This window comes from Acinetobacter johnsonii, from assembly GCF_048551975.1.
In the GTDB taxonomy this organism is placed as follows: domain Bacteria; phylum Pseudomonadota; class Gammaproteobacteria; order Pseudomonadales; family Moraxellaceae; genus Acinetobacter; species Acinetobacter johnsonii_A.
In genome coordinates this window covers 1-14,273 of sequence record NZ_JBIMCF010000023.1, presented here as the reverse complement: position 1 = coordinate 14,273, position 14,273 = coordinate 1, and the positions used below count along the sequence as shown (strand labels likewise).

Annotated in this window: 14 protein-coding genes and 1 pseudogene; 9 read left to right on the top strand and 6 right to left on the bottom strand. The window is 41.4% G+C overall.

What is annotated here, in order from left to right:
* Positions 1-12 precede the first annotated feature (12 nt).
* From ACG9ZB_RS13945 to dapC, 5 genes are all read left to right on the top strand, one after another.
* Positions 13-765, top strand: coding sequence for an AzlC family ABC transporter permease (locus ACG9ZB_RS13945; protein ID WP_419326360.1), 753 nt, complete (start codon positions 13-15; stop codon positions 763-765).
* On the top strand, positions 762-1,109 hold the full coding sequence (ygaH, locus tag ACG9ZB_RS13940; RefSeq protein WP_419326358.1) for an L-valine transporter subunit YgaH: 348 nt from the start codon (positions 762-764) through the stop codon (positions 1,107-1,109). The genes ACG9ZB_RS13945 and ygaH overlap by 4 nt, the downstream gene beginning before the upstream one ends.
* A gap of 222 nt (positions 1,110-1,331) precedes the next feature.
* The gene (purT, locus tag ACG9ZB_RS13935) at positions 1,332-2,546 is read left to right on the top strand and encodes a formate-dependent phosphoribosylglycinamide formyltransferase (RefSeq protein ID WP_419326357.1); all 1,215 of its coding nucleotides are present in this window, start codon (positions 1,332-1,334) and stop codon (positions 2,544-2,546) included.
* A 28-nt stretch (positions 2,547-2,574) separates the two neighbouring features.
* Positions 2,575-5,241 carry a [protein-PII] uridylyltransferase gene (gene glnD, locus ACG9ZB_RS13930; protein ID WP_419326356.1) on the top strand — a complete coding sequence of 889 codons (2,667 nt, stop codon included), beginning with the start codon at positions 2,575-2,577 and terminating at the stop codon, positions 5,239-5,241.
* 24 nt (positions 5,242-5,265) lie between these two features.
* The gene (dapC, locus tag ACG9ZB_RS13925; RefSeq protein ID WP_419326355.1) at positions 5,266-6,435 is read left to right on the top strand and encodes a succinyldiaminopimelate transaminase; all 1,170 of its coding nucleotides are present in this window, start codon (positions 5,266-5,268) and stop codon (positions 6,433-6,435) included.
* Positions 6,436-6,509: 74 nt separating this feature from the next.
* Here the strand turns inward: dapC and ACG9ZB_RS13920 are convergent, their stop codons facing one another.
* The 4 genes and pseudogenes from ACG9ZB_RS13920 to msrB all read right to left on the bottom strand — a co-directional run bounded on the left by ACG9ZB_RS13920 (position 6,510) and on the right by msrB (position 8,967).
* Positions 6,510-7,148, bottom strand: coding sequence for a LysE family translocator (locus tag ACG9ZB_RS13920; RefSeq protein WP_419326398.1), 639 nt, complete (start codon positions 7,146-7,148; stop codon positions 6,510-6,512).
* 47 nt (positions 7,149-7,195) lie between these two features.
* A pseudogene (locus ACG9ZB_RS13915) lies at positions 7,196-8,002 on the bottom strand (AraC family transcriptional regulator).
* Positions 8,003-8,068: 66 nt separating this feature from the next.
* On the bottom strand, positions 8,069-8,551 hold the full coding sequence (locus tag ACG9ZB_RS13910) for a glutathione peroxidase (RefSeq protein WP_126036662.1): 483 nt from the start codon (positions 8,549-8,551) through the stop codon (positions 8,069-8,071).
* Complete coding sequence (gene msrB, locus ACG9ZB_RS13905; protein WP_005399615.1) at positions 8,548-8,967, bottom strand: peptide-methionine (R)-S-oxide reductase MsrB; 420 nt, start codon at positions 8,965-8,967, stop codon at positions 8,548-8,550. The genes ACG9ZB_RS13910 and msrB overlap by 4 nt, the downstream gene beginning before the upstream one ends.
* 227 nt (positions 8,968-9,194) lie before the next feature.
* On the opposite strand from msrB, the gene ACG9ZB_RS13900 reads away from it, so the two are divergent.
* Together ACG9ZB_RS13900 and ACG9ZB_RS13895 are read left to right on the top strand one after the other, a co-directional pair.
* Positions 9,195-10,625 (top strand): pyridoxal phosphate-dependent aminotransferase, encoded by a 1,431-nt coding sequence (locus ACG9ZB_RS13900; RefSeq protein ID WP_419326353.1) that lies wholly within the window; start codon positions 9,195-9,197, stop codon positions 10,623-10,625.
* Between the two features lie 139 nt (positions 10,626-10,764).
* Positions 10,765-10,968, top strand: a complete 204-nt coding sequence (locus ACG9ZB_RS13895) for a KTSC domain-containing protein (RefSeq protein WP_004980128.1) — start codon at positions 10,765-10,767, stop codon at positions 10,966-10,968.
* 25 nt (positions 10,969-10,993) lie between these two features.
* On the opposite strand, the gene ACG9ZB_RS13890 is transcribed toward ACG9ZB_RS13895, so the two are convergent.
* Together ACG9ZB_RS13890 and ACG9ZB_RS13885 are read right to left on the bottom strand one after the other, a co-directional pair.
* The gene (locus tag ACG9ZB_RS13890) at positions 10,994-11,599 is read right to left on the bottom strand and encodes an O-methyltransferase (RefSeq protein ID WP_419326352.1); all 606 of its coding nucleotides are present in this window, start codon (positions 11,597-11,599) and stop codon (positions 10,994-10,996) included.
* A 28-nt stretch (positions 11,600-11,627) separates the two neighbouring features.
* Positions 11,628-11,846, bottom strand: a complete 219-nt coding sequence (locus tag ACG9ZB_RS13885; RefSeq protein WP_419326351.1) for a DUF1653 domain-containing protein — start codon at positions 11,844-11,846, stop codon at positions 11,628-11,630.
* Positions 11,847-12,083: 237 nt separating this feature from the next.
* On the opposite strand from ACG9ZB_RS13885, the gene ahpF reads away from it, so the two are divergent.
* The gene (ahpF, locus tag ACG9ZB_RS13880) at positions 12,084-13,649 is read left to right on the top strand and encodes an alkyl hydroperoxide reductase subunit F (protein WP_419326350.1); all 1,566 of its coding nucleotides are present in this window, start codon (positions 12,084-12,086) and stop codon (positions 13,647-13,649) included.
* A gap of 180 nt (positions 13,650-13,829) precedes the next feature.
* Positions 13,830-14,171, top strand: coding sequence for a hypothetical protein (locus tag ACG9ZB_RS13875; protein WP_004980136.1), 342 nt, complete (start codon positions 13,830-13,832; stop codon positions 14,169-14,171).
* Positions 14,172-14,273 lie beyond the last annotated feature (102 nt).

The following is a 14,273-nucleotide window of genomic DNA, read 5'->3' as shown; positions in this document are numbered from 1 at the left end:
TCAAGGTGTGTTGTGTCCGAACTTAATCCCACTCCTGTACAAGCTGCTGGTTTTTGGCAAGGGGCTAAGGATAGCCAAGCGATTATCTTTACCTATCTGCCTGTTTCTTTTGCTTTTGGTGTATCTGCAACCCAGTTTGGCTTTAGTGCATGGGAGGCTTTATTTTTATCCTGCTCAATGTATGCAGGAGCCAGTCAGTTTTTAGTGGTTGCCCTATTGGGTAGTGGCACGTCTATTTGGATGACTGCCCTCACTGTAATTACCCTAGATATTCGTCACTTACTCTATGGCCCTGCGCTACAAAACTTAATTCAAGATAAACTGAACCTAAAGAAAACTGCTATTTGGTCATGGGGGCTAACCGACGAAGTCTTTGCATCAGGCATGATTAAATTATCGCAACGTCGCCAAGAGTGGTCTGAGTCTTGGATGCTCGGTTTAAGCCTGTTTAGTTGGCTCGCATGGGCTACTGGTTCTTTTCTAGGGGGAATGTTTGCAGACCAAGTCAGTCATTTACCCCAGTTTTTACAAGCCGCCCTAGACTTTTTATTACCTGCACTGTTCTTAAGTTTTTTATTGGCAGCTTTTGAAAAGAAACACACTTTTGTAGTGGCTGTGACCATTCTTGTATCTGCCATTGCCTGCTATTTTATTGACTTATCTGCTGCGATTTTTATTGGTATAAGCTCTGGTATTTTTGCAGGTTTGTTTAAGCACTATGTACTGAAAAAACCAGACCCTGAACATATGGGAGATCAAGCATGAATATCGAAATTATTTTGGTCGGCATTTTAGTGGGTATTGCAAATTTTGCCTCACGCTTTGGCCCATTCTTCGTCATTCAAAAATTCCAGCAAGGTTCACAAAAGCGCGGTGCCTTATGGTTAAAAATTGCATTAGGCTCGATTGGTATTGCGGCGATCAGTTCAATGCTCGTGGTTGCGACTTTGCCACCACTGTTAGATACACCCAATAAAAGTTTTGCCATGTTAGTCGGCTTCATCGTATTAGCTGGACTTTATTTCAAGTTTAAGCAAATCGTCCCTGCCACACTCACCGCAGCGCTGAGCTACGGCTTGGTTTACACCTATCTTCCTATGCCTTTTTAACCCATATCTTGCATCCATCAAAACTTGAAGCGCTCAGCTGTGTAAGTCATTTCCAGCTTGATTGGAAAAATTTATTGAGCATCCTTTTTGCATGAAAATTTTGACTTTGGAATACACCGCTTTATAAAAAAAATTGTTGGACAATATCATTAATTTATGTGAATGAACCCTGAACACCTTTCAGAGTTCTGCTATGCTAAAAGCCCATAAAATCAAGCATGGATGATTTACATGAGCGTTACTATTGGTACTCCACTTCAGCCTTCAGCATTTAAAGTTCTGCTATTAGGTTCTGGAGAGCTTGGGAAAGAAGTTGTGATTTCTTTACAACGTTTAGGTGTAGAAGTTCATGCTGCTGACCGTTACGATCATGCTCCTGCAATGCAAGTGGCACACCATGCCTATACCTTAAATATGGCAGATGCGACTGCGCTTAAACAACTCATTCAGGACGTTAAGCCAAATCTAATTGTTCCCGAAATTGAAGCTATTGCAACGCAAGTATTGGTTGAAATCGAACAAGAAAATATTGCCACAGTCATCCCCTCTGCAAAAGCGGTCAATTTAACCATGAACCGTGAAGGCATCCGTCGTTTAGCTGCGGAAGAACTGGGCTTACCGACATCGGCTTACCGTTTTGCAGATACTTTAGAATCTTTCCGGGCTGCATGTGATGACATTGGTTATCCAAACTTTGTTAAACCAGTCATGTCCTCTTCTGGTAAAGGCCAATCCCGCGTAAAAGAGTTCGCAGAAGTAGATGCTGCATGGGAATATGCGCAAACAGGTGGTCGTGTAAACCAAGGGACTGTGATTGTAGAATCGCAAATTGATTTTGATTTTGAAATTACGCTATTAACAGTTCGCTCTAAAAACCCTGAAACAGGTGAAATTGAAACGTCGTACTGTGACCCAATTGGTCACCGCCAAGACTCGGGCGACTATGTGGAAAGCTGGCAGCCTCAAGCCATGACACCAGCCGCACTTGACGAAGCAAAACGTATTGCCAATAAAGTCACTATCGCATTGGGTGGCTGTGGTATTTTCGGTGTAGAACTCTTTGTCAAAGGCGATAAAGTGTGGTTTAGTGAAGTATCACCACGCCCACATGACACAGGTCTTGTGACGCTTGCCTCTCAGTTCCAAAGTGAATTTGAATTACATGCACGTGCGATTTTGGGATTACCTGTCAATACAGCACGTCACAGCATTGCAGCGAGTGCTGTGATCTATGCAGGTGTGGATGCAAATAACTTATCTTTTTCTGGCTTAAATCTTGCTTTGGCAAACCCAAATACTGATTTACGCATTTTTGGAAAACCAGAAGGCTTTACACGTCGCCGTATGGGCGTTGCGACAGCGCGGGCTGAAACAACCGACCAAGCGCGTGAACTAGCGGCCGAAGCTGCTGGACTGGTGAGCGTTCATCAAAATTAAGCGTTGTTAAAATATACGGATACGGTTCATGATCAATACTTCTCCACTGCTTAACTATGTCAGCAGTAATCACGACATCAAAGCGATTAATCAATGGCGTAGTGATGTCGAAAATCAATTACAAGAAAGTTTTGATCATGGCCAATCCATCCGCGATGTCATTTTAACGCGTTCAAATATGATCGATGAAGCACTTATTTTCCTATGGAAATATGCAAAACTCGATCAGACAGACTTAAGTTTGTTTGCTGTCGGTGGTTACGGCCGCCGTGAGATGCTGCCTTACTCTGATGTAGACATCATGATCTTGTCTGAAGATGAGTTTAGCGAAGAACAAGAAAAGCTCATTTCTGTCTTTATTTCCTCACTTTGGGATGTCGGCAATTTCAAACCCGGTATTAGTGTACGTACCATTGCCAACTGTGTTGAACAAGCAACCTCCGACTTAACTGTTGCTACTGCCCTCATTGAGTCCCGTTTAATTACAGGCAATGAACACCTAGCCAAATGGCCGCGACGTATTGTTTCGCAAACATGGACAGACAAAACCTTCTATGATGCAAAAATGGATGAACAGGCTAAGCGTTATGCACAGCATAACTTTACGGAAAGTAATCTAGAGCCCGATATTAAAAATGCGCCGGGTGGCATTCGGGACATTAACCAAATTGGTTGGATTGCTAAGCGGCATTTCCGCGTCAACCGTATTTATGACTTGGTGCACTTAGGCTTTATTTCAGAGTTTGAGTTAGGGGTATTAGAAGAAGCCGAAAGCTTCCTCTGGGAAATTCGTCATCACCTACACCGCCTCACTAAACGTGATGAAAACCGTTTACTGTTCGACTATCAACGTGACATTGCTGCAAAGTTTGGCTATGTGCGTGAAGAAGGTAAATCACCGAATTATCCAATTGAACAATTCATGAAGCGTTATTATCGAAGTGCTCAACAAGTCACCACGCTGAATGAAATGCTGTTGGCTTATTTCAATGAATCTGTGATTACCCCACGCCTACCGAACTATGAGCGTAATATTGAGGAAATCAATGAAAATTTTAAACTGGTCGATGGCAAACTAGCCGTTCAACACCATAAGATTTTCTCTGAAAACCCAAGTGCTATTTTAGAAATTTTCTATATATTGGCCAATCGGCCTGAAATCACAGGCATTCGCGCACGTACGCTACGTTTGTTAATTTTGGCTGCTAAACGCATTGACCAAAAATATAGAGATAATCCAGCGCATCAAGCCCTGTTTATGGCCATCATTCGCTCACCCCATCGTTTATATGAAACCATGGTGGCAATGAAACGTTATGGCGTTTTAGGTAACTATATTCCTGCATTTGGGCAGATTATGGGGCTGATGCAATATGACTTGTTCCATATCTATACGGTAGATGCGCATACTTTATTATTACTGCGCAACTTAAACCGTTTCAAAGAACCTGAGTTTGCCAAGGACTTCCCTGTCGTGAGTTCGGTGTTCCAACGTCTGGCACGTCGTGACATTGTTTATTTGGCTGCCATTTTTCATGATATTGCTAAAGGCCGTGGCGGAGACCATAGTGAGCTAGGTGCAACCGATGCGATCGAATTCTGTCGTAGTCATGGTTTTACCGAACGCGAATGCAACCTTGTCGCATGGCTCATCCAAAACCATTTACTTATGTCTGTCACTTCTCAAAAGAAAGATATTTCTGACCCCGATGTGGTTAAAGCGTTTGCTGAGAAAATGGGCGATATGGAACATCTCGACTATCTATATACGTTGACTGTTTCAGATATCAATGCAACCAATACTTCACTTTGGAATACGTGGCGCGCATCTCTCATGCGTCAGCTCTATACCCATGCACGTGACGTGATTCGCTCAGGTTTAGGCCGTCCTGTTGACTATCAAATGCTTATCGAGGACACCAAATTTTCTGCCAGCGAACAACTGGTCGAAGAGTTTGCACTAGATGATGTCGAAAAAGTCTGGCAAGAACTGGGGGATGAATATTTCCTCAAAGAATCTGCTGATGAAATTGCTTGGCACACACGTGCTATTTTAAAGCACGGTGACAACCCTGAACCGCTGGTTTTAATGCGTGCACAGCGTAAATTTGCTCAAGATGCAGTACAAATCTTTATTTATACCCAAGATCAGCCCAACCTGTTTGCAACAACAGTTGCTATTCTCGATCGTATGAATTTGGATGTACAAGATGCGCGTATTATTACCGCGACCAAAGCATTTAGCTTAGACACTTATGTCGTGCTTGACCGCTTTGGTACGCTGCTAACTGACCCTGAACGTGAAGCCAAAGTGCTGTCAGCGTTAAAAGATGCTTTAGCCAATTCAGATAAATACCCTGGGCTCATGCAACGTCGCATACCACGTCAGCTGCGTCATTTTGACATTGAAAACACCGTTGATATTACGCTGAATGAAGCACTGCAACAAAACATGGTTGAAATTGCAACACTCGACCATCCCGGCTTACTTGCCAAAGTAGGCGGGTTGTTTATGATGCAAGGACTAGATATTCACTCTGCTAAAATTGCCACCCTAGGTGAGCGTGCCGAAGATATTTTCTTTGTCACCAAAAAAGATGGTCAACCCATGACCGAAACTGAAGCTGAAACTTTTGCTGCACAACTAAAATCAGCCTTAGATGAAGCCTCTAATCAGGTCTGTGGTCAACATTAACAATACACACTGGTATTTTGTTTCATGAACTCGAGTTTATCCCTTTTACACCCTTATCCTTTTGAAAAGTTGAATAAACTATTTCAGGATATTACTCCCGCAGACTTACCCCTCATTCCACTCTCGATTGGTGAGCCTAAGCATCCTGCACCCGAGTTTGTGAAACAAGCCATTATAGATAATTTTCAGCATTTATCGACCTACCCAAACAGTAAAGGTATACCCGAGTTACGCACCAGTATTGCATACTGGCTAGCCCGTCGTTTTCAACTCAATCAGATTAGTGCAGAAAACAATATATTGCCTGTTTCGGGCACACGTGAAGCAATCTTTTCTTTTGTACAGGCATTGGTGAATCGTGAAGACGCGCCTTATGTGGTGATGCCTAACCCGTTCTACCAAATTTATGAAGGTGCCGCTTTACTTGCTGGGGCAAAACCGTATTTTGTAAATTGCACCGAAGAAAATGGTTATCTCGGTGACTTTGATGCTGTGCCTGCTGAAGTCTGGGAGAAAACAGCCCTGTTATTTGTCTGTACACCGGGCAACCCAACTGGTGCGGTGTTATCAAAAGAACAATTCAAAAAATTAATCGCACTGTCAGACCAATATGGTTTTGTGATTGCATCGGATGAATGCTATTCAGAGCTTTGGTTTGATACTGCACCTGTAGGCTTACTCGAAGTTTGTGCTGAAATAGGTCGAGACGACTATAAAAACTGTGTCGTATTCCACTCACTGTCTAAGCGCTCAAACTTACCGGGTATGCGTTCTGGCTTTGTAGCGGGTGATTCGGCATTGCTCAAACCTTATTTACAATACCGTACGTATCATGGTGCGGCGATGCCTGTACAACACCAATTGGCTTCGATTGCAGCATGGGATGACGAAGTGCATGTTGAAGAAAATCGTGTGCAATATCGTGCAAAATTTGATTTATTTCAAAAGGAATTGGGCCATATACTTCCCCTACAAAAACCAGATGCAGGCTTTTACTACTGGTTGAAAGTAGATAATGACGAAACTTTTGCAAAAATGCTCATGGAAAAGGCACATGTCAAAGTGCTTCCTGGACGTTATTTGTCACGCGATACTGAGCAAGGTAACCCAGGCGAAAACCATGTACGTCTTGCGCTAGTTGCAGATCTTGCACAGTGTGAGCAGGTGATTAAACGCCTAAAAGCAATTTTATAAATAAGCTCATCTAAAAAAAAGAAAACCCCCTATAACGGAGGTTTTCTTTTAATCAATTCTAGAAAATAAGAGCCCTAATCTATGTCCCTTATTTTTAATCTTCCAGATACCATGAGCATGATTGCAAAACCAAGAAAACAAGTCCCAGACATCTTATAAAGCCAACTGAGTCGCTGAGTTAAAAAATGATTCCAGCGCTTACAACTCAATAACTTAAGCAACAATAGATTCCACATCAGAACCACAGCCACCATCCAGAGACTCATTGAAAGCAAGGTATAAACATCAAATTTTGAATAAACCAGCAATATCAAACTACTATAGAACATCATATTTTTAGGGTTCAGCAAACTTGACTGTAAACCTTGAGTAAAACATAGAATTTTAGTTTGATGAGGTGTGGAATCATGTGCTTGAACATCAACATTTTCATGATGCTTATAGCGAAAACACTGTATAGATAAATACAACATATACGCAATACCTAATCCACGTAACAACATCAGAACATAGGCATGAATATGCCCAAGCGACCCCAGTAACGTAAAAATAAGCGCTAGAATAAAAGCATTCCCCACCACAATCCCGAATACTGTATATCGTACTCTTCTTTGACCACTGTTTAATGCCGTCATCAGAATCAAGAAAAAATCGGGGCCAGGAGAAAGCAAAGCCACAAAATGCGTCACAGCAATAACAATAAAAAGCTCCATCACTTATCTCTCTTTAAAAGTGAGACAAGCCTAACGACGAATTAAGATCAACTCTTGGATAAAATTGCGCGATGCTGCTTTTGATAGAGTTTAGGCGTGGTTACCGTTAAACTTTTAAAAACACGATGAAAATGACTTTGATCACTAAAGCCCAGTGTATAACTCAGTTGCGCTACATCCATTCCTTGTTTTAAAAAGGTTCCTGCATCATTAATTTTATGATTCAATTGATAAGCGCGCGACGTCATGCCTAAAGGTGATTTAAATAGCCGAATAATGGCATACCGACTCAACTGGACTTCTTGCGACATTTGATCTAATCATAAAAACACGTCAGCATCCTGAATCATCGATAAAAGCTGCTTAAACTCTTGCTGTGCATAGTGTTGAGGAGCAAGCAATTCTAGTTGAATATATGGAAATAAAAGCTCAGTAAGTGTTGTGATTAAAGTTTGTTCTGTTTCCCAATAAGACAGTGCAGTATCAAATAATTGACTGTTGAAGAAACTAAAGTCTTGATACATCTTTGGCGGTTTATACAACACAGGCTTGAACTGCGGAATGTTATGACAAGTATCATCATATCCAGTTTCTTGTAATAACTGGTTCAAGCAACATGCATCTAAATGCATGATTTGGTAGCTCCAAGCCTGATCTGGAACAGGATTACATGCATGTTCTACATGTGCAGGGACCAATACCAAGGTACGCGCGTCTATTTGTTGTGTTCTACCAAAATGACTAGTGAAAATACTGTTGCCTTGATCCACCGCTCCAATTAAAAATGTCGGATGACTATGGGCTTTATAACAAGCACGACTTGCACATGCCCGACGTGTTTCCACATAAGGCATGCGCGGATCACTCCAAAATTCAACTGAAGCGCCTTACTCTTTCATCACTGACGACACATCAACAGATTATTGTTGTAATGCTTTTTCAATATCTGCCTGAATCGCTTCAGGCTTGGTGGTTGGTGCATATCGATTAATTACTTTGCCATCTTTACCAATCAAGAATTTTGTAAAATTCCACTTAATGCCGCTGCCGAGAATCCCTTTGCTGTTATTGGTTAAATAACGGAATATGGCGTGGGCTTCAGGGCCTTTAACATCGACTTTGGAAAACATGGGAAAAGTCACCCCATAGTTTTTCTGACAATACGCTCCTATTTGCTCATTGCTACCCGGATCTTGCCCCCCAAACTGATTACAAGGGAAGCCTAACACCTCAAACCCTTGCGCATGATATTGCTCATAAATTTTTTCTAATCCCGCAAATTGTGGTGTAAAACCACATTTACTGGCCGTATTGACGATGAGTAGCACTTCGCCCTCATAGTCAGCAAAGGATTTATTTTTTCCATCTAACAATTCCGCTTCAAACTGATAAATGTTGGTCATGGATAAGTATCCTCATCACTTTTTTCTTGTGTTTCTAGTTCTAATGAAGCCGAGTTTACACAGTAACGTAAACCTGTAGGCTCAGGTCCGTCTGTAAAAACATGACCTAAATGAGCATCACAGTGATGGCATACAATTTCGGTACGCACCATGCCATGTGTTGTATCTTGATGCTCTTCTATCACAGTCGTATTGAGTGGCTTATAAAAACTTGGCCAACCGCAACCACTGTCATATTTATTTTCAGAGTTAAATAATGGCGTACCACAGCAACGACATACGTAAGTGCCTGCTTGTTTAGTATTCCAATACTTCCCCGTAAAGGCTGGTTCTGTCCCCTTTTGTCGCGTAATGCGAAATTCGTCAGGTGATAACTCTCTTTGCCATTCTCGGTCTGTTTTATTGAGTTTTCCCATGATTACGTCCCTTTCTATCTTGCTATTTAAAATAGGATAATCCTATATTTACGTGATTCATCTTAAAATTTCTAGTGTTTAGTTCACAATTTACAAAAGACCTATAATTCCAACAAAAGCAAAAAGAAAGCAATTTATAAAAATGGTAAGCAATTTATTTTCTTAAATGCTTTTTTGTGAGCAAATTTAGTGTTAGTCTTATTGACATTCTTGCTCAGGATTAAAAAATGTCGCAAAAAAAGAGCGTTATTTTTAAACATCTACTGCCGGTGATTAAACAATATCAACAGGTGGGTTTTACGCATGAAAAAATTGTTGCTTTACTCAGAGATGAACATGATCTCGATTTGGTGACAACTGAAACATTTAAAAGCTATTTATACCGTTATGCAAAAGTGACCTCCACTCTTTCCGAGAACATCAAAATGCCGAACACTCTCCACACCCCACGCGAAATAAAAAAATCGTCTAAGCTCGAGCATGTATGCTACGACATCCGTGGACCAGTGTTACGAGCGGCCAATGAAATGGAAGAAGCCGGCCATAAGATTATCAAACTCAACATTGGTAACCCTGCACCCTTCGGCTTCGAAGCCCCTCAAGAAATTATTAATGATGTGGCTTTAAACCTGCCAAATGCAGTAGGTTATACCGACTCAAAAGGGATTTTCCCTGCGCGTAAAGCCATCTGTCAGTACTACCAACAAAAAGGCATCTTAGATATGCATGTCAATGACGTGTATATCGGCAATGGTGTCTCTGAATTGATTGTGATGGCCATGCAAGGCTTGTTAGATGATGGTGACGAGATGCTCGTGCCGATGCCTGACTACCCCCTTTGGACGGCTGCGGTAAATCTTTCAGGCGGTACAGCTATTCATTATAAATGTGATGAAGAAAACTTTTGGTATCCCGATATTGCGGATATGGAGACTAAAATCACACCACGCACCCGCGGTATCGTGATTATTAATCCAAACAACCCAACAGGTGCAGTTTATCCACGTCATGTGCTTGAGCAAATTGTCGCATTGGCTAAAAAGCATGATTTGATTTTGTTTGCAGATGAAATTTACGACAAAATTGTTTATGACGGCATTGAACATGTTTCTGTAGCAGCATTAGCGGGTGACCAACTCTGTATCTCTTTCAATGGTTTATCTAAAGCATACCGTATTGCGGGTTACCGTTCAGGCTGGATGGCCATCACAGGCGATAAGTCTCGTGCAGTCGACTATATTGAAGGTTTGGACATGCTGGCTTCTATGCGTTTGTGTGCCAACCACCAAGCGCAGTATGCCATTCAAACTGCTTTAGGCGGCTACCAGTCAATCAATGATTTAATTCGTCCAGGCGGTCGTTTATACGAACAGCGTAATATCGCTTGGCAAATGTTGAATGATATTCCGGGTGTATCTTGTGTTAAGCCTGAAGGTGCAATGTATTGCTTCCCGAAATTGGACCCAGAAATCTATCCAATTCAAGATGATGAAAAACTGATGCTTGATCTACTTCGTGCGGAAAAAGTACTTCTGGTTCAAGGCACAGGCTTTAACTGGCCAACACCAGATCATTTCCGCGTAGTGTTCTTACCTGCTGAAAATGAACTACGTGAAGCCATTACCCGAGTAGGTCGTTTCCTTGCGAAAATGCGTTAATTGATCACTTAAAAAAACCGTACTTTATGTACGGTTTTTTTATTTACAAAACTGTAATACTTCACTTTTTAAGTTTGGCATAAGTTTAAATTAAGCAGCCACATTGCTGTGATTCCATGTAAATAATGGGGAGTCGCTTATGGGGACAATTGCGGTAACATCTTGGAAATACAATGCTTCCACACGCTATTTAAAAATTTTCTATGCCGATGGTTCAGGCGAGCTGTACCACCCTGTGCCTGAATTTATTTATAACAACTTAGTTCGATGTAATAATAAAACAGCCTTTGTTCATAAATATTTAGAATATGATTTGCACTTTACACGCTTAAGTATTCATTAATTTTTGAAGCTCAAACAATCAGGATTTATCCTGATTGTTTTTCATGATTGCATGTCACCACCAACAAGCCCGCACCAATCGCTAATGTAGACAAGTTAAACTGCTCGTCCTGCTGAATAAACGCGATGAAGTCCGTGACTTGATCTGCATGCGATAGAACATTATCAACCACCAAAACTCCGCGTGAAGCACACATTAGTCGTTTCAAATCTTGCCAATAGTCGACATAAGCATCACGCTCAGCATCTAGCAATATAAAATCAAAGATGGCTTGCGACTGCTTCAAATATTCAGCTGCGTCACCCACCCAAAATTCAACACCATTGGATAAATTGAAATCTGCAAGATGACTCGCAGCCTGTTGACTTCTGTCAGCATCAATTTCTAAAGTGGTTAATCGAGCATTCACTTGTTGCGCTGCATAAGCCAACCATAAGGTTGAGTAGCCAGTTGATGTTCCTATTTCTAATATCTGCTGAGGCTGCTGAATATGAACCAGTTGCGCCAAAAATTGTGCAGACTCAGGCTCAATATTGCGAAAGCGCGCGATGCGATCTGTTTGCGTACTGTCATGTTCTTGAAAGTGTTGATATAAGGCCGATACTTTACTCAAAAATTCTGCATGCATCATCAAATCCCCTCTACTTACTTAGCTTCGTTTATACTTCTTGAATCAGTTTAAAGCGCTTAACCTCGCGGTCATCCTCTAGCATTACCGTTTCAGCAAACATGGCAAATGGACGCACCCAAATCGAGTAATCACCATATAAACACTGATAAACCACCAGTTTTTCTTCAGTTTCACTATGTGTTGCCACATGTAAGACTTGATACAGTTGCCCCTTATAATGTTGATAAATACCACGTTGTAATTGCATCAGTTACTTCCCTATTTTTAACTGTATCGATCATACCGAATTTCAGCTCACTAAACTGCGAATCAGTTGAAAAATCATTTAAATTCCCTATATAGCTTTATGAAATGATTCAAGAAAACACCTTAAAATCTATAAAACCGATTATTAAAATAAAAACAAACTGTTTTATCTATTTTTAGATTCACTCTATGATTCTTCTATCAAATAAATTTATAGACTGCTTTGGAGAGCTTAACAATGTTAGATCAAAATACTTCAGCTCAATTAAAAACACTTCTTGAACGCCTTGAAGGTCCGATTGAATTGGTTGCGACTTTGAACGGTTCTGAGAAATCAGACAAAATCAAAGAATTGGTTGAAGAAGTTGCAGCACTGTCTCCACTGGTGACTGCACGTTTTGATGGTCAAAACTCACGTGCACCTAGCTTTGGTGTAGCAAAAGCCGGTGAAGAGCCTCGTGTCTTCTTTGCGGGTTTGCCGATGGGACATGAGTTTACCTCTTTGATCTTGGCATTGTTACAAACCTCAGGTTATGCACCCAAAGTATCGGATGAAGTTTTGGCTTCAATCAAAGCTTTGGGCATCCAGTCTCACTTTGACGTCTTTGTGTCTTTAAGCTGTCATAACTGTCCAGACGTGGTACAAGCGTTGAACCTGATTGCTATTTACAATCCGGGCACGACAGCAACCATGATTGATGGTGCATTCTTCCAAGACGAAGTTGAAGAACGCAAAATCATGGCTGTACCGATGGTGTTCCAAGACAATAACCATATCGGTCAAGGCCGTATGACCTTGGAAGAAATTATTGCCAAACTGGATACCAATTCAGCGGTAAAAGAAGCTGAAAAACTCAATGCCAAAGATGCTTTTGATGTTTTAGTGATTGGTGGTGGCCCTGCAGGAAATACCTCTGCCATTTATGCCGCACGTAAAGGCATTAAAACCGGGATCGTGGCTGAACGGATGGGTGGTCAAGTCATGGACACCATGCACATTGAAAACTATACCTCGATTCAAAAGACCCAAGGGCCTAAGTTTGCTGCTGAAATGGAAGCACATGTACGTGAGTACGGTGTGGACATCATGAACTTACAACGTGTTTCTAACATCAAAGGTGCAGATGAGACTGCGAATGGCTTGGTTGAAGTCACTTTAGAAAATGGTGCGAAGCTTGAATCTAAAACTGTGATTCTTTCAACAGGTGCACGTTGGAGAGAAATGAATGTGCCGGGCGAAGTAGAATACCGTACCCGCGGTGTTGCCTACTGCCCACACTGTGATGGTCCACTGTTTAAAGGCAAACGTGTAGCAGTAATTGGCGGGGGGAACTCAGGTGTCGAAGCTGCGATTGATCTTGCTGGGATTGTAGAACATGTGACTTTGGTTGAGTTTGATACCAAACTACGTGCCGACCAAGTGTTGCAAGACAAATTGCATAGCTTGCCTAATACTACAGTGATCCTAAATGCACTCTCGACCGAAGTTGTGGGTGATGGTTCACAAGTGACGGCATTGAAATATAAAGACCGCGCAACTGATGTAGAACATACGGTTGAGCTTGCAGGAATCTTTGTGCAAATTGGTTTATTACCAAACACTGATTTCTTAAAAGAGACTGCTGTTGAGCTTTCAAACCGTAATGAGATTATGATTAACGATCGCAACGAAACCAATGTCAAAGGTGTATTTGCCGCAGGTGACTGTACGACTGTGCCATACAAGCAAATCATCATTGCCACAGGTGAAGGCGCGAAAGCATCTCTGTCTGCTTTTGATTACATTATTCGTTCTGGTGTGTAATTCACTCAGACTATTCTCAGCTAAAGGCTTATAGGCAACTCCGCTTATAAGCCTTTTTATCACGCTGTTTTTTATAAAAAATTACATTTTTTTAACAATAATGCAGTCTGATTTACATTCAAAGTAGATTATATTTTGCCCAATCCCTACTTTTGGGTATAAAACGAAAAGGATATGAAAATGAATAAATTACTTATTGCCTTAGGTCTTGCTGCTGTTGTTGCTTTAGTGGGTTGTTCAAAAGAAAAAGCACCTGAAACAGGTGCAACGACAGGTGAACACCTTGAAAATGCTGCTGAACAAGCAGGTCATGATATTAATAGTGCGACTAGTGAAGCAGTATCTGACACTCAAAAAGCAGCGGATGAAGCAGCTGCAAAAATTGGTGCTGCCGCTGACGAAGCTGCTGCGAAAACTGAAGCTGCTGCTGAAGATGTTAAAAATGCCTCTAAAGAAGCAACAGCTCATGTTGCTGGTGCAGTAGAACAAGGTGCTGCTGATGTGAAAGAAAAAGCACAATAATATTTTGTCTTGTCCTGAAATAGATTGACAGTATTCCACTTCAAACCGAGTTAAGCAATTAGCTCGGTTTTAGTTTGCTCATACGTCTGATTCGGGGTGTTC

What these genes read in the sequence shown, in the direction of transcription:
- ygaH (WP_419326358.1), top strand. Translation starts at nt 762, where the DNA reads ATGAATATCGAAATTATTTTGGTCGGCATTTTAGTGGGTATTGCAAAT.
- purT (WP_419326357.1), top strand. Translation starts at nt 1,332, where the DNA reads ATGATTTACATGAGCGTTACTATTGGTACTCCACTTCAGCCTTCAGCA.
- glnD (WP_419326356.1), top strand. Translation starts at nt 2,575, where the DNA reads ATGATCAATACTTCTCCACTGCTTAACTATGTCAGCAGTAATCACGAC.
- dapC (WP_419326355.1), top strand. Translation starts at nt 5,266, where the DNA reads ATGAACTCGAGTTTATCCCTTTTACACCCTTATCCTTTTGAAAAGTTG.
- ACG9ZB_RS13920 (WP_419326398.1), bottom strand. Translation starts at nt 7,148, where the DNA reads ATGGAGCTTTTTATTGTTATTGCTGTGACGCATTTTGTGGCTTTGCTT.
- ACG9ZB_RS13910 (WP_126036662.1), bottom strand. Translation starts at nt 8,551, where the DNA reads ATGACCAACATTTATCAGTTTGAAGCGGAATTGTTAGATGGAAAAAAT.
- msrB (WP_005399615.1), bottom strand. Translation starts at nt 8,967, where the DNA reads ATGGGAAAACTCAATAAAACAGACCGAGAATGGCAAAGAGAGTTATCA.
- ACG9ZB_RS13900 (WP_419326353.1), top strand. Translation starts at nt 9,195, where the DNA reads ATGTCGCAAAAAAAGAGCGTTATTTTTAAACATCTACTGCCGGTGATT.
- ACG9ZB_RS13895 (WP_004980128.1), top strand. Translation starts at nt 10,765, where the DNA reads ATGGGGACAATTGCGGTAACATCTTGGAAATACAATGCTTCCACACGC.
- ACG9ZB_RS13890 (WP_419326352.1), bottom strand. Translation starts at nt 11,599, where the DNA reads ATGATGCATGCAGAATTTTTGAGTAAAGTATCGGCCTTATATCAACAC.
- ACG9ZB_RS13885 (WP_419326351.1), bottom strand. Translation starts at nt 11,846, where the DNA reads ATGCAATTACAACGTGGTATTTATCAACATTATAAGGGGCAACTGTAT.
- ahpF (WP_419326350.1), top strand. Translation starts at nt 12,084, where the DNA reads ATGTTAGATCAAAATACTTCAGCTCAATTAAAAACACTTCTTGAACGC.
- ACG9ZB_RS13875 (WP_004980136.1), top strand. Translation starts at nt 13,830, where the DNA reads ATGAATAAATTACTTATTGCCTTAGGTCTTGCTGCTGTTGTTGCTTTA.